General features: G+C 64.1%; 16 protein-coding genes and 1 pseudogene. 8 read left to right on the forward strand and 9 right to left on the reverse strand.

All coding sequences use genetic code 11. The annotated features are described in order from the left end of the window. Positions 1-584 precede the first annotated feature (584 nt). Genes LR394_RS08990 through LR394_RS09000 form a run of 3 tightly spaced genes read right to left on the reverse strand, consistent with a single transcriptional unit; the run spans position 585 to position 3,806 of the window. Positions 585-2,195 carry a hypothetical protein gene (locus LR394_RS08990; RefSeq protein WP_231440212.1) on the reverse strand — a complete coding sequence of 537 codons (1,611 nt, stop codon included), beginning with the start codon at positions 2,193-2,195 and terminating at the stop codon, positions 585-587. Beyond that, positions 2,192-3,394: a hypothetical protein gene (locus LR394_RS08995; RefSeq protein ID WP_231440213.1), complete on the reverse strand. Its 1,203-nt coding sequence runs from the start codon at positions 3,392-3,394 to the stop codon at positions 2,192-2,194. The genes LR394_RS08990 and LR394_RS08995 overlap by 4 nt, the downstream gene beginning before the upstream one ends. Before the next feature lie 28 nt (positions 3,395-3,422). Beyond that, positions 3,423-3,806 (reverse strand): hypothetical protein, encoded by a 384-nt coding sequence (locus LR394_RS09000; protein ID WP_231440214.1) that lies wholly within the window; start codon positions 3,804-3,806, stop codon positions 3,423-3,425. A gap of 608 nt (positions 3,807-4,414) precedes the next feature. On the opposite strand from LR394_RS09000, the gene LR394_RS09005 reads away from it, so the two are divergent. The 4 genes from LR394_RS09005 to LR394_RS09020 all read left to right on the forward strand — a co-directional run bounded on the left by LR394_RS09005 (position 4,415) and on the right by LR394_RS09020 (position 5,954). Continuing rightward, on the forward strand, positions 4,415-4,717 hold the full coding sequence (locus LR394_RS09005; RefSeq protein WP_231440215.1) for a hypothetical protein: 303 nt from the start codon (positions 4,415-4,417) through the stop codon (positions 4,715-4,717). Positions 4,718-5,128: 411 nt separating this feature from the next. Beyond that, a complete protein-coding gene (locus tag LR394_RS09010; RefSeq protein ID WP_231440216.1) occupies positions 5,129-5,377 on the forward strand; it encodes a hypothetical protein in 249 nt (82 codons plus the stop codon). A 20-nt stretch (positions 5,378-5,397) separates the two neighbouring features. Continuing rightward, entirely contained in the window at positions 5,398-5,631 is a 234-nt protein-coding gene (locus LR394_RS09015) for a hypothetical protein (RefSeq protein ID WP_231440217.1), read from the forward strand. A 41-nt stretch (positions 5,632-5,672) separates the two neighbouring features. Then, a complete protein-coding gene (locus LR394_RS09020) occupies positions 5,673-5,954 on the forward strand; it encodes an SDR family oxidoreductase (protein WP_231440218.1) in 282 nt (93 codons plus the stop codon). A gap of 655 nt (positions 5,955-6,609) precedes the next feature. Here LR394_RS09020 and LR394_RS09025 read toward each other — a convergent pair. Further along, positions 6,610-7,484: pseudogene (locus tag LR394_RS09025) on the reverse strand (oxidoreductase). A 102-nt stretch (positions 7,485-7,586) separates the two neighbouring features. On the opposite strand from LR394_RS09025, the gene LR394_RS09030 reads away from it, so the two are divergent. Then, positions 7,587-8,468 (forward strand): helix-turn-helix transcriptional regulator, encoded by an 882-nt coding sequence (locus tag LR394_RS09030; protein ID WP_231440219.1) that lies wholly within the window; start codon positions 7,587-7,589, stop codon positions 8,466-8,468. A 22-nt stretch (positions 8,469-8,490) separates the two neighbouring features. Further along, positions 8,491-9,381, forward strand: a complete 891-nt coding sequence (locus LR394_RS09035) for an aldo/keto reductase (RefSeq protein WP_231440220.1) — start codon at positions 8,491-8,493, stop codon at positions 9,379-9,381. A gap of 98 nt (positions 9,382-9,479) precedes the next feature. On the opposite strand, the gene LR394_RS09040 is transcribed toward LR394_RS09035, so the two are convergent. Both LR394_RS09040 and LR394_RS09045 read right to left on the reverse strand, forming a co-directional pair. Next, positions 9,480-9,974 (reverse strand): SRPBCC domain-containing protein, encoded by a 495-nt coding sequence (locus LR394_RS09040; RefSeq protein WP_231440221.1) that lies wholly within the window; start codon positions 9,972-9,974, stop codon positions 9,480-9,482. 90 nt (positions 9,975-10,064) lie between these two features. Next, on the reverse strand, positions 10,065-10,424 hold the full coding sequence (locus tag LR394_RS09045; protein ID WP_231440222.1) for a hypothetical protein: 360 nt from the start codon (positions 10,422-10,424) through the stop codon (positions 10,065-10,067). Between the two features lie 318 nt (positions 10,425-10,742). On the opposite strand from LR394_RS09045, the gene LR394_RS09050 reads away from it, so the two are divergent. After that, positions 10,743-11,564, forward strand: a complete 822-nt coding sequence (locus tag LR394_RS09050; protein WP_231440223.1) for a helix-turn-helix domain-containing protein — start codon at positions 10,743-10,745, stop codon at positions 11,562-11,564. Continuing rightward, complete coding sequence (locus LR394_RS09055) at positions 11,561-11,755, forward strand: DUF397 domain-containing protein (protein WP_231440224.1); 195 nt, start codon at positions 11,561-11,563, stop codon at positions 11,753-11,755. Before LR394_RS09050 ends, LR394_RS09055 begins: the two co-directional genes overlap by 4 nt. Before the next feature lie 141 nt (positions 11,756-11,896). On the opposite strand, the gene LR394_RS09060 is transcribed toward LR394_RS09055, so the two are convergent. From LR394_RS09060 to LR394_RS09070, 3 genes are read right to left on the reverse strand one after another with little or no spacing between them, the layout of a single operon-like run. Next, positions 11,897-12,475 carry a hypothetical protein gene (locus LR394_RS09060; RefSeq protein WP_231440225.1) on the reverse strand — a complete coding sequence of 193 codons (579 nt, stop codon included), beginning with the start codon at positions 12,473-12,475 and terminating at the stop codon, positions 11,897-11,899. Positions 12,476-12,477: 2 nt separating this feature from the next. Further along, positions 12,478-13,353, reverse strand: a complete 876-nt coding sequence (locus tag LR394_RS09065) for a carbohydrate ABC transporter permease (RefSeq protein ID WP_231440226.1) — start codon at positions 13,351-13,353, stop codon at positions 12,478-12,480. Then, positions 13,350-14,309 carry a carbohydrate ABC transporter permease gene (locus LR394_RS09070; RefSeq protein WP_407937010.1) on the reverse strand — a complete coding sequence of 320 codons (960 nt, stop codon included), beginning with the start codon at positions 14,307-14,309 and terminating at the stop codon, positions 13,350-13,352. Before LR394_RS09070 ends, LR394_RS09065 begins: the two co-directional genes overlap by 4 nt. Positions 14,310-14,315: the final 6 nt, after the last annotated feature.

Consider the following 14,315-nt stretch of genomic DNA (forward strand, 5'->3'; position numbering starts at 1 on the left):
GCCCATGAAGACGTGACGGATCCAATGCCTGCAGGCCGCGCGGAACGCAATTCCTGATGCGGTGCAGATAGGCGATCGCTGGCATTTGCGGCACAACCTCGATGGCCACGTCGAGAAAGTAGCCAAACACGACTTCGGCACCGGTGAAAAACACGTCCGAAGAACAACTTCAACATTCTCAGGGGTGTGGAAGCGACCTCGCAAGAAGGGGTACTGAACAAGCCGGCAACGAGCAGCATCGTCGCAGCGGGTCCCATGGCCGGGCTCGACGCGCGGCATCAAGAACGGTGGCACACTGTCCATGACCTGCTCGATCAGAAGCTCTCGCTGAGCGAGGCCATGCGTCGCACCAGCCTGCCCCGAGGCACGGTTAGGGGTCTTCGCCCGCGCCGCCCCGCCCGCGGCCCTCGATCTGGCCTCGGCAGGATCTCAAACAAGCACTGCGAATTCCTGCCCCAGGAATGGACTTCGATCATACGAACGCCTCCCTTCTCCTGGACCTGATCCATGATCACCGAACCTGCGCCAGAGTCAGTTTTCAGGAGGCTGGGACACCCCGAGCTGAGCAGTCCGCTCATGCAGCATCAGATATCGGGTGGGCTGCTGTAGCGTTCGCGCGCTGTGCGGACGAACTTGCCCTGAGACCAGCGGTATGTTCCTGTGACCCACCAGGTTGGGCAGCAGGTTGGTTCACCTGGGCCCCAGGTAGCGCCTTCCACGGTTACCTCATCCTGGCCAAACCGCACATCGCTGTCGGCCAGGATGATGTCCGTGTTGGGGCCGATGTTCAGTAGCAGCTTCAGCCGTGTCGGGGCGGCGGCACCGTCGAAGATCATGGTGTGTTGCGGCCAGGTGGATGCCCCAGTGATGCATCGAGCCTGGACCACAAGGTCAGCCTGCCCGTCGCCGGTGAGGTCTTTGATCAGAAGGTCTTCGGTCGGGTCTGGGATGACGTCCTTGAGCTGGGAGTCCTCCCAGAAATCGCTGGCGCAGTCCGTAATGTAAGCCCCCAACTCGTCCCACCAGTCCACCTGACGCGCGGTCCTCCAGGTCCAGCCCTCTTGCTGCTCGACTCTTGCTAGTTCGTGGCATTTGCGCGTACTTTCGCAGAGGGTCGCCGACTGATCGCCGACACTGAGCTGCACCCTAGTCGTGGACTTCTTGCCAGACGCGTCACATCGCCGAGCAATTCCGGTGTAAAACGTGGTGTTCGTGGCTTCGCCAGCTGGGATGAATGATGGGCGTTCGTAAACCTCGGAGACATTCAGCGCCGAGGTGTAGTCAACGAACTCAAGGCATCCACTGGGGCCAGGGTCGCGCACGTAGGCCCCGAAGGTTCCCTTGATCGCTTTCCCACCCAGCCCATTGTCCGCGAAGGTGATGACGTAGTCCGGCTGTTCCTTATCTACCCATGCCTCGCCTAGGAGCGTCGGCGGGGGCGCTACCTCGATGAGGGCAGCCTCAGGCAGGTCTGGGATCGTGATGTGTTGGAGGAGCTTGTGCAACTGCTGGGCATCGTTCACGAACTGAAGGCTGATCGGTGTCGTGGACGTGGAGGAATCGGCAACATCGGATGTCAACGAGGTACGTTCGCTTGGGGGGACTTGGTATCCCACGATGCGGAGCCGTAAATCCACCTTGGCCTGCTTGGCAAGACGTTCAACCTCGTGCAGGCCGACTTTATCGTTGCAGGCGTCCGAGCCGTGGCGTGTGACCACGACGAGTTCGTTGATCTTACGTCCTCGTGGTGGAAAGTATCCCGAGAATTCCCTGACCGCAGCTTCAATTCCAGCGTTCAGCGTCGCCTGTCCACGAGGCTCGATCGCCGCGGCCGCGGCGAGGATCTGGTCCCTGTTGCCGGCCTTGGACTGCACCAGTAGTTCGCTCTCAGCCGTACCGCAACTGCCTCCGAAGCGCCTTAGCGATACGGCATCGGAGTCACCGACGTTCTGCACCGCGCCCGACAGGGCCTGCACGACGTCCTCAAGGCCAAGTCGGTTGTGCGCTTCGTCTGGCATGGAGGCGTCCAGCAGAAAGTCGATGCGGTGCTCCGGAGCGCGCATTCGGTAGCCGATGAGTCCAGCCCCGGCAAGCAGCAGCGCGAGTACGACGACGGTGGCCGTTGCACCCAGCCACCATGTGCGACGTGATCGGTGTCCAGGCGTGGACGCCACGAGCATCTGCTCGCCTGTCACGAAGTGCTCTCAGGTGCTTGAGCCCGCAACGTGCGGACCTCCGAATTGAGATCGTCCGCGTCGGAGTTGTACTCGACCGCGGCCTTCTGGAAGTCCTCGAAGGCCCGACTGAGGGGTTGCTCGCGCGCGGCCAGACGCCGCAGGGTTCGTACACTTGACACCAGCTTCTCCTGTTGCTGCCGCAGACGCCCAGCGAGAGCGCCTATACGTTGCCCTTCGGTCGTGCTCGTACGGCTTCTCAGGTCTTCAAAGGTCAGCTTCGTCCTTTGGAGTTCCTCGGCGGCGGCGTCCAAACTGACCTCGGCGTTGTCGAGACGGCCGCCGCGGATGGACTGCGCGGCAAACTCCACCTCGGCGGCGGTCGGGTTGAGGATGTCAGCGATGTCGTTCGCGCTCCTGACCAGCGGTTCGACATTGGTGTACCAGTACAGCATCTCGTCCAGTTCGGCCGAGGTGTCGGCGTATACCGGTGGCGTGTCTCCCACGCCCTCGAACGTCTTGTTCAGTCCGGTTCGCTGGCCCCTGTCAATCTGGTACCCGACGATGCGGAACGAGATGTCGATATCCGCTGCACCGATCCGTTTTTTCAGATCTTCACTGACGAATGCACTGTCCGGATCGCAGGCGTCGATGGCGTTGCGGGTTACAACAATGATTCGGTTGCCTAGTTGCGGCGCTACCGTCCACGGTTGCGAAAGGTCCTCGATCGCGCCGACAATGCCTCTCTGGAGAGTGGCTGCACCGCTAAGTTCCACCGCAGATGCTATCTGCGCGATGTCACCACGGTTCTCGGTCGTAAAATCGATGAGTCTGCGCGTGTTGCCCGAGTCGCCGCAGTTCCCGCCAAACCCTCGCAGCGCCAGAGCATCCCGATCCCCGGAGTTCGCTACCGCCGAGTTCAGGGAACTGATGACGTCCTCGTTGGCCTGGGGAGAGGAAGCGAGGCTGGAGTCGATCACAAAGACTGTCCGGTATAGTGGCGCGAACCTGGGTAGCACCTTGGTGATCACAGCCCACCCGCCGACGGCAACCATGGCCAACACAATCAGCAGTAGCAGAGCGATCTCCACGCTACGGGGCAGATTGATCCGGGCCAGGAACCAGTTCGTTTGACGAGCATGGTGTCCGACGATGACACCCCGGGCATGCGGCAGGGTGACGGACGGAATGAACTGTGCTTTGCGTTCCTGGGCCGCCATCCCCATCTCCACCCGTCCTGTATCGCACTCATGAAAAGTGGTTCGTCTGGGTGCCACCTTCGCCATAGATGTTTTGTACGCCCTGGGCCCCCCGCAGATCGACCTGGGGCCAAGGTGCTCCGCCGTGGACGGCGGCGACCACCTGACCCAGGCGAGCAGCGAACTGATCATCCGTGCTGGCCGCTTCCTCAATAGCCATCTGAAGGTGTTGTTGCGTCTGCGGGGCGACAATGTCGCTGCTGGCAGCCTGAGCCTCGATACGTTTTAGGGCCGGGTCTCCAGCCAGTTTGATGGCCACGATCTCGTACACCTTTTGGATCGCCTGATCCTGCAAGTCGTCCCAGCGTGCATCGGCTGCGCTCGCAGCGCGGCCGGTCTTGCGGACAAGCCACCCGGCGACATAACCAGCCACATACTCTATACCTGGAATCATCGAGCCCCCTCGGCCAGTATCGCGAGCTTTCCACAACGGAGAACAGCCGGGGCGCTTACTGGCCAGAAATATCCCTTGGTGCAGTAAACGCCACCTGTCGGTAGGTGAAAATGCCTGGCGTCAATTGCAACGTGGGACGTCAGAGTTGCTGCCAGAGGAGGATTCGTCTGATCCGTTGAACTTGGTTCTGGGATATCGGCGGAACCTGGGATCGACTGGCCCCTCGAAACGGTTCACTCCACGACCCAGTCCCGGACCGGCTTCGTCTTGGATGACGTTTTAGCTTGAGCCCTCAACTCAATCTCCTTGACGCCACTCTGGCGATCCCGCGAGGGCTTGGCGGTCAGGCAACGGCTGTGTCGGTGCTGGTGGCGTCGGTCTGGGCGTCGGTCTGGGCGTCGCTGCTTTCGGGCCCTACGTGCGACCTCCCCGTAGGAGGGGAGGAGAGTACGCCGTGCAGCGCAAATCGCTATGTCCAGACCGAGAACTAGAGGGGCATTTGTACTACTTGCCAGTAGGGCATGGTCCTAGCGCTACATTTGTGTATACGACGCCAGTCGAGGCGCCAGATCCTCGGGGGGATCCAGGTGGAAGCGAACGACATAGCAACGGCAGCGCTAGCGCTGATAGCAGTTGTTGTCTCGGCGGTTGCAGCTCGCCAAGCCCGTGCAGCGGCACGACTCCAGGCTAACCAGCAGTTCAAGTTCGACGGTGCGATGTCGGCCATCGCATGGCGCGAGCAGGTACTTGACCTGCATGATCGCGGTCTATCCCCACATCAGATTCGCCGGATCATGTTGTTGGAGGACGGCGGCGAGGGCTATGAGGAGGGGAACGGCCGTATCGAAGACGTTCTCCGAGAGGTTCCTCGCTCGCCCAAGCGAGACTAAGAAATGGCAGCATTTCGGCGATCAAACTGGGCATCGCGGGTAGCGGCGAGATCAACGCTCGGGTTCTTCTAAGCCAAACGCCCAGACCGGCCAGGGTCTGGGCGATTTGGGCGATGCGGGCTGCTGGCCCGTCGGCGCCGTTGGAAGTGAAGCACCCTGGGTCTGATGGAGGCTCGGTTCAGGCAACCTCGGAGGTCGATGGTGTCACCGAGGGCCTGGGTGATCGGCACCAGTGGCCCCTGTGCCCGCTGGGCGCCTTCCACGTCCTGCCCTACCAGCAGGTGGAGTTCGTAGACGGGCGGATCCTGGTCACCTGTCTGCGCGGAGTTTGTGAACCCGATCGTGCGGTACCGGGTGGGCGATCGCGGCGAGGCAAGGGAGTGCCTGTGAGGCGCCCCGCGCGGTTTCGCCGTGAACGACTGCGACGACGAGCAGATCAAGTTCCTGTCGATCCTGTTCTACCCGGACGAGCCGCACCAGGCCGCGCTCAGCCACCCGGCCGCCCAGCAGGCCCAGATCGTGCTCCGCCAGTTCGGCACACCCGGCGAGAGTATGGAACTGCAGGTAGTGACCGACACATCCGCAGGCCCCGAGCCAGCAGCGGTATCGGCGCCCGCATCGCCCTCGGCCTGGCCGCCGACCAGGCCGACCTCACCCTGATCACACGTCGTCAGGAGCTTGTGGACGAGGTGGCCGGCCAGGCGCGCGGCCGGTCCGCTTCGGTCACCTCGGTGACTGCGGACCTCGCAGCCCCCGGCGACGCGCTGACGGACGCTGCCGCAGGTGGCCGCTACGACGTGATCGTGGCCGCGTCCTCGGCCAAAGCGGCGATCGGGCCGCAGGTTCCAGCCTGCCTGGAAGGCCTGGCCTGGGCAGCCTGGCACTGGGGGCCAACTTCCGGGCTAACGTCCTGACCGCAGTCACCCTGATCGAGGGGCTACGCGAACTGGACGCCGTGGCTGAGGGAGCCAGCATCGTCCTGTTCAGCTCGATCGCCGCCCACCGGGGCTCGGGCCAGGTCAACGTGGTGGCTCCCGGCTACATCGCCGAGACCGAGATCTTCCAGGGCTCCATGTCCTCGGCCCGGCACGACACCCTGGTCGGGCAGACTCTCACCGGGCGAGCCGGACTACCGAGGGATGTCTCGCAGACCGTGCGCTGGCTGGCTTCCCCCACCACCCGGCACGTCAGCGAGCAGATAATCCAGGTCAACGGAGGCGCGTCACTGGGGCACTGACCACCCAGAAGCGGAAAAGGGCGGCGGCGGATCAGTACCACCCCTTTCTGCTGATACGAACCTCGGCCCGCATCGCGCTGAAAGTGTTCGCTCGTCTGGTTGCCACCGGTCACACCGGCAAGACATCTCTGGTCAGCGCTCGTCCGACCGAACTCGAGATCCAGGCCGGTCAGTGCAACGAGGACCGCTGACGGCTGACTACCGCGCCGCTCGACGAGAACGAGGAAAGACCGGTCCGAAGCCGGCGGCCTCCGGTAGGGACCCGGAGACCACCAACAAGCGGTCTACCAGGCGATCAACCCGACCAGCAGTGCGCTGCCGCCGGGCAGGAGCCAGTACCAGCCGAAACCTGTCCCGTTGTGCACCCCCTACTGCCAGGCGGAAACGCTGCTCAGAGCCGCCGCAATGATGATCGTGGCGGCGGGGACAGCGAAGATGCGTAAGGTGAGCAGTCGACGGCGGCGTAGGAGCGCGCCGATGTCGACCATTGTGATCGGTATCTTCGCTATGTCCGGATCGCGGGCGGCTGGCTCGTGCTGTTCCGGTGGAATTCTCTGTCACGGGCCGTCAATCGAGAATTTCCGGACCGCTCAGGGTGCACTCGATGGCAGGACCAGGATCGATACCGGCCAGATGATGACCATCGATTTGTACCTCAAGATCGAGCTGATCGAATGGCCAACGGAAAAGTGGTGCCGGTCAGTTCCTCGGACCTGGACCACAGCTCACGGGCCAGGTCCCGATCCTGCGCGGCCTTGGAACGCTCGCTGATTGCGGGCTCGCCGCGAGCCTGCAGGAAACCGCTTGGGGAGATGTAGCTGTCGCCCGGAAGATCCGCCGTGGCCGCGTAGAGGGTCGTGGCGGCGCCGCCCTCGGTGGTCTGTGCGAAAGGGCTCAGCAGCATGTTCATCAGGCGGCTACCGAGCCCGCTCTGGTTTTGGAGCAGGTTCGTCGAGGCCAGGCCCGGGTTGGCGGCGGTGGCGATGACTGAGGACCCGGCGGTGCTCAGGCGGCGCTGGAGCTCGGCGGTGAAGAGCATGTTGGCCAGCTTGGACTGGGCGTAGGCCGGGAAAGGACGGTAGGGACGGCGTTCCCAGTTGGGGTCGTCGAGATCCAGTTTTCCGGCCGTGTGCCCGCCCGCGGCGACCGTGACCACTCGTCCCTGGATCTTCGGCAGCAACAGGTTGGTCAGGGCGAAGTGGCCCAGGTGGTTGATCCCGAACTGCAGTTCGAATCCGTCAGCGGTCCGGCCCAGGGGCGGCATCATCACGCCGGCGTTGTTGATCAGCAGGTCGACGGGGTCGCCGAGCAGCTCCGCGAACTGTCGTACCGATGCCAGGTCGGCCAGGTCGAGCCGGCGGACTTCGGCCCGGCTGCCCATCTCGACCGCAGCGGCGCGGCCCTGGACGGATCGCGGACGGCGAGGATCACCCTCGCGCCTCGCGAGGCCAGGGAACGGGCGGTGGCGCGGCCGATGCCGCTGTTGGATCCGGTGATCACTGCCGTGCGTCCGGCCAGGGAATCTGTCATGAGCTCAGCTTCGGCCGGGCTCGCGAGCCGGACCAGTACCCGCAGCTACGGTAGGAATGGCATTACCAGGAGAACTGCCGGTGCGCGCCGCATCATGGGGGCATGCCTGATCCAGAGAACGACCTGGGCGCCCTGCTGCGCGCCTGGCGCGACCGATGCTCACCGGTCGACGTCGGTCTGCCGGCTCACGGTCGCCGCCGGGCCCGGGGGCTGCGCCGGGAGGAACTGGCCGGCCTGGCGGGCGTCAGCGTCGACTACCTCGTTCGTCTGGAGCAGGGCCGATCACGCCGTCCCAGCCCGTCGGTCACTGCTGCGCTGGCCCGAGCCCTGCAGTTGGACGAGCAGGAAAGCGCTGTCCTCTACCGGGCGGCCGGGCTGCCGGTGCCGACCGGCCAGACCGTTCCGGTGCACGTTCCGCCCGGAGTCCAGCGTCTGGTGACCCGGATGGATGAGTACCCGGTCGCGGTGTACGCAGCTGACTGGACCCTGATCACCTGGAATGCGCTGTGGAGCGCGCTGAGCGGTGACCCCGGGGCCGATCCGTCGGGCGAACGCAACCTGATCAGCGCCACTTTCTGTAAGGCACCGGCGTGGGCGACCATGCACGGGACCGACGAGGCGCTCGAGCGCGCTCTGGTGTCCGACCTGCGCCATGCGGTGACCACCTACCCGAACGACGAAGATCTCAGGGCTCTGGTGGCCCAGGTCTGCGAGACAAGCCCAAGATTCCGCGACCTTTGGGCCTCAGGAGTCGCCGGGCAACACTTCAGTTCCCGAAAGACGATGCATCATCGACTGGTCGGTGAACTCGTCCTCGACTGTGACGTCCTGACCGTGCCGGGGTCGGACCTGAAGATCACCGTCTACACCGCCGCGGCGGGAGGCCCGGATGCCGAGCGCCTGCAGTTCCTGCGAGTCGGTGCCCTGAATGCGTTGCCAGGTAACGCGGTTCCTACCGTAGTGGAGAGTACTGGTTCGCCCTGAACACCCGCAGGAACCTGAACCCATGAACAACCTCACCCTCAACAATGGTGTGACGATGCCTGCCCTGGGCTTCAGCGTCTTCCAGAACCCGCCTGCCGAGACCCGCGCCAGCGTGGAGAGCGCCCTGGCGGCCGGATATCGTCAGATCACCACGGCAGCGGCTTATTTCAGCGAGCCCCAGGTCGGTGAGGCGATCGCGGCCTCCGGCATCGGCCGCGACGATCTCTTCCTCCAGACCAGCCTGTGGATCAGCGACTACGGCTACGAGGAGACGCTGCACGGCTTCGACAAGAGCGCCCGCAAGCTCGGCGTCGAGCAGATCGACCTGGTCCTGCTGCACCAGCCGCTGCCCTCTGCCTTCGAGCGCACCCTGGAGGCGTACCGGGCGCTGGAGACTCTGCTGGCCGACGGCCGGGTCCGGGCGATCGGGGTCAGCAACTTCATGGTGGACGCCCTGAACATGCTGCTCGAGAAGGTGAACGTGGTGCCGGCCGTGAACCAGATCGAGCTGCACCCGTTCTTCACCCAGCCGGGCGTGCAGAAGCTGAACGCCGAACACGGCATCCTCACCCAGGCATGGTCACCGATCGGCGGTGTCACCTTCTACCCGGGCTGGGCCGGCAGCACCAACCACCCGAGCGCCCTGACCGACCCGACCCTGGTCGCCATCGCCGAGAGCCACGGCAGGACCACGGCCCAGGTGATGCTCCGCTGGCACCTGCAGCAGGGACGCTCCGCGATCCCGAAGTCCGCCAACCCTGGACGCATCGCCGAGAACCTGGATGTCTTCGGGTTCGAGCTCACCGCAGGCGAACTGGCCACCATCGATGCCTTGGACACCGGCGTTCGTGGCGGTCCGGACCCGGCCCTGATCACCCTGGACACCTTCAAGGGCGACATCCCCGAGGCCTGATCCAGGCCGCTCCGGTGTGGGACCCGTCTGCGAGCGACGGGTCCCACACCAGCGCCCAGCACTGACGGCGGCCATGCCAACGCTTGGCCCGTTGACGATCAGACGCCCTCGCCCGAACGGTACTCCGCGCTGCGCACAGCAACCTGTTCGAGCCGTTCCAGAAGTTGTTGCGCCCCGGCGACCGCCTGAAAGTCCACCAGATGCTTCTCCCGGTCGAAGTCTGAAGCGTAGAACGACCGTAAAGTCACGGAGGTTCGTGCCCCCGCGTCCACCGCCTCGATCGTCACCACCGAACGAGAAGGGGCCAAACCATGTTCGGCAGAGCCTTGATGGACATACGTGACCCGCTGACCTGGTTCAACGTCGTCGAACAGGTACAGATTGTCGAATCTGGAACCGTCCGGGCCCTGCATCACCACGTCGAATCGGCCACCTTCGCGGACGTCAAGTTCGAGAACCGTACTGGTGAACCCACTAGGTCCCCACCAGCGGGCGATCGCCGTCGGGTCGATCCACGCCGACCAGATCTGGTCAGGCGAGGCGGTCATCACTCTCGTAACCTCAACATCGGGCGTGATCGAGTCATGCGGCACCCAGGAATCGTACGGTGCCGCTACGCCACCAACCAGAGCGCGAACCGCACAAGCCCGTGCCTTCAGAAGGAGAGACCAGGCACCCGCCTTTCACCTTCCGGCGACCAGCCGCAGACGGGGCGCAGATACCTCGGCCAGCTGAAACGTCCGCCCCTCCGGACCGACCTCCTCGTCCACGAATCGGCTGGCCTCCAGCAGCCTCGTGCCCAACTCCGCGCACTGAGCGCTCGTCAGCTCGAAGCAGTCGCCCACGGTGACACGAGGCGAGCTGACCCGAACGACGATCGGATCGGCCAGCAGATCGAGGTCGACGCGTTGGGCAACCCGGACCCGAACCATCTCGCCGGTTGCCTCGACCTGAGCGATCACCCGCTCATGATCAATGGCTTCCTCATCGACCACGGACGACCGCTGCCAGAGGTGCTGCTCTCCATGCTGAACCTCGCGCATCTCGCGCTCCCCCGTCGCATCCCCTGAAGATTCTTGAGTACAGTCCGGCGGACGATGATCCCCGCAGGAAAACAACGGGCCAGTGGACGATTTCCATGCGCCTGGCACCCGCTTCTCACCGTCCGCCGAACCATTCCGGCCGACCCCGAAGCATTTCTTGGTCGACCGGAGTTTCTGACGGCGCACGCCGGAGGGCGGGGAGGGACCGCGAATCCCCGACGTGCGCCTGCGTACAGTCTTTCCGAATTACCTGAGGGTACGAAATGTAGCCATCGGCTACGGTCTTTTGGTTACCGAGAGATGGGTCATCATGAGTACATGCCCCGGAGCACATTTGAGCGAGGAAAGAGCAACACGACATTTGTCGGCCGCAGAATCGGTGCGCAACTCAAACGCCTGAGAGAAGAGGCCGGCGTCGACATGCCCGACCTCGACCGCTCCGGCTTCATGTCGCGCCAGACGCTCTGGCGCCTGGAGTCCGGACAGGGGCCGTACAGCGAAGTCAAGGTCAGGGCGCTGTGCGGAAGGTACGGCGCGGAGCCTGACCAGATGTACAAGCTGCTGGAGATGACCGAACGGTGGCGGGAGAACAGCTTCCACGAGCCGTACGGAACGCGGTTCGGGCTGTACTTGGAAACCGAGCAGGAGGCGCGCGAGATCGTTGCTGTCCACGAGACGGTGATCAATGGACTTCTCCAGACCCGCGATTACCACCGAGGTCTGTGCGAACTGATCCCGCCCCTCACCAATGCCGATCGGGAGATCGAACTGCGCGCTCAACGGCAGTCCCTCTTTTTCGAGCGTGACGACGCGAGCCTCACCGTGGTGATGGATGAATCCGCGCTCACCCAGCGGGTCGGCTCCAGCAGCGTGATGGCCGAACAGATAAGGCACCTTCGACGGATCGCCAGTCTTCCGAACGTGGATATTCGGTTCATTCCCTCGAACAAGGCGCACCAGGCAATGATCTACGGGGCCTTCACCCTCATGAAAATCGACGACACAGAGACCGTGATCTACATGGAGTCGTTCAACGGGTCGAACTGGGTGAGTGACGCACGGATCGTCGAGCGCTACAAGCGCGTAGCCGACTCTATTATCGCTGCTGGGACCACCGACATCAGGGAGGGAACAGCGTGATCACGCCTTGGGCGAAGTCGAAACGATCCGGTTCTGAAGGCCAGTGCGTCGAACAGCGCCAGAACGGCCCCGTTCGGCAGATCAGAGACAGCAAGCACCCCGACGGCGCCGTCCTCACCATCAGCAGCCACGCCTACGCCGAACTCTTGGGCGCGGCCAAGTCCGGCAGCCTGGACGGTCTCTCCAAGTAGGAACGGCCTTGAACGTTGTCCTCGGGAGATCCTCGGCCCGGGGACAACAACCCAAAGGCAACTGTCACGCGTCCACAATTCCGAAACGCCCCACAGCAAGCCTGGTCGGCGCTCGTCCGACCGAAGTCGAGACCCCGCCGCTCAGTGCAACGGTGACCGTTGACGGCTGACTACCGCGCAGGCGGCGAGCACCAGCATGCCGGGAACGAGGACCACGGTGGGCGCGAACATCCAGACGATGGTAAAGCTCAACCCCAGGGCTAAGAGCAGCAGCGCTGAGCCGCCCAGGTCGCGCACCGTGGCCTCAGCAGCAGCCCGGATCAGGTCTGGCCAGCGCTGGTCCGGGCTCCACAGCGCCGCGGCGCGCAGCAGCACGATTGCGGCTACCACGGTCACGGCCGCCGAGATCCAGGCGGCGCTGCCACCGCCCGGCATACCTTCAAGGTCGGCCCGGGCGAAGGTGGTGACCGCTGCCGCTGCTGTCACTGCGGTGAGGGCGCCCCAACCCCACCCGTGACGCACAGCACGCCGAAAATCGGCCCACAAGTAGCGTAACGAGTCCGAACTGCCCTCGACATGGCGGCGGAGGTGCGCGCACCCCGCGGCCAGCGCGGGAAGGGCGGTGAGCCCAGGCAGGGCGAGCAGCGCGACGGCCAGACTCACCACCAGCATCTCGGCGAACAGGCCGGTCCGGCCGGACGTTACCGCGGTCTGGCTCATGCTCATCCTTTCAGTCCTTGGGTGGCGACGCCCTCGACCAGGTAGCGCTGGAAGATCAGGAAGAAGAGGACCACCGGCACCAGGGCCAGGACGGCCATCGCCATCTGGGCACCGTAGTCGGCGCTGGAGGTCTGGTCGACGAACAGCCGCAGCGCGATGGGCAGGGTGTAGAGCTCCGGGTTCTTCAGATACAGCAGCGGACCGAGGAAGTCGTTCCAGGTCCAGATGAAGCTGAAGATCGCGCTGGTGACGATGGCCGGTTTCAGCAGGGGCAGCATGATCGACCAGAACGTGCGGTAGTGGCCGGCTCCGTCGACCCGGGCGGCCTCGTCGAGTTCCGGCGGCAGCCCACGCATGAACTGCACCATGAGGAAGACGAAAAAGGCATCGGCCGCAAGGTATTTCCCGATGAGCAGAGGTATGTAGGTGTCCACCAGGCCGGCATTGTTGAACATGATGTACTGAGGGATGATCACGACGTGGAACGGCAGGAGCAGCGTGCCGATCATGACCGCGAAATAGACTCCCCGGCCGGGAAACTGGATGCGCGCGAACGCATAGGCGGCCAGCGCCGAGGAGGCGACCGTACCGATCACCGAGAGCACCGCCAGCAGGACGGAGTTCTGGAAGAAGGTCCAGAACGAGACACCGCCGACGCCGCCCAGCACCTTGGTGTAGTTGTCGAAGGTGACGGCCGTGGGCAGCAGCGAGGCGTCGCCGCCGATCTCGGCCGAGGGCTTGAACGTGGACAGCACCATCCACGCGACCGGGTAGAGGATGACGGCAAGAACGACCAGGACGACCGCATGGAAACCCACGGTCCGTGCTCGTCGCTGCCGGTGGACGAGAGTCCGGGTGGTCGTGGCCGCAGTGGTCATCGTCCCTCGTCTCCCGCGTAGTGGACCCAGAACCTGGACGTCCTGAAGAAGAGCACCGTGATCAGGGCGATCACCAGGGTAAGGATCCAGGCCATGGCTGCGGCATATCCCATCTGGAAGTCACGGAATCCACGCAGGTACAGATACAGCGTGTAGAACAGAGTCGATCCGGCCGGTCCCCCGGTGCCGCCGGAGATGATGAACGCGGAGGCGAAGATCTGAAAGGCATTGATGGTCTCCAGCAGCAGATTGAAGAAGATCACCGGGGACAGCATGGGCACGGTGATGGCCAGGAACTTGCGGACCGGACCGGCCCCGTCCACGGCAGCAGCCTCGTACAGTTCCTTCGGCACCTGCTTGAGCCCGGCCAGGAAAATCACCATCGGACCACCGAACTGCCACATGGTCAGCAGGATCAGCATCCGCATCGACATGTCCGGGTCACCCACCCACCCTCCGGCCGGGCGGCCGAGGAACTGCTGCAGCACGTCGACCGGCCCTTCGTCCATGAACAGGGCCTTCCACACGATCGCGATGGACACCGACGCGCCGACCAGCGAGGGCAGGTAGAAGGCCGACCGGTAGAAGCCGGCACCGCGGACTGTTGCGTTCAGCAGCAGCGCAACGGCCAGAGCAGCAGCAAGTTTCAACGGCGTGCCAACGAGCACGTAGACGCCGGTGACCTTCCAGGCCTGAAGGTAGTTGGGGTCGTCCAGCAGTCGGGTGAAATTGTCGAGCCCGACCCACTGGGGTGCGGTGAAAAGGTTGTAGTCGGTGAACGCCAGGTACAGCGAAGCCACCATCGGACCGGCTGTCAACAGCAGGAAACCGATCAGCCAGGGACCGAGAAAAACATAGGCAGCACGGACGTTCTCAGTTCTTCTCCGGTTCCTGGGCCGAGGATGGAGGTGACTTCGCCGCTCGCCGGCCGGAACCTGGGTGAGTTCCAGAGTCATGGCGTC

The organism is Kineosporia babensis, from assembly GCF_021129305.1.
Lineage (GTDB): Bacteria > Actinomycetota > Actinomycetes > Actinomycetales > Kineosporiaceae > Kineosporia > Kineosporia babensis.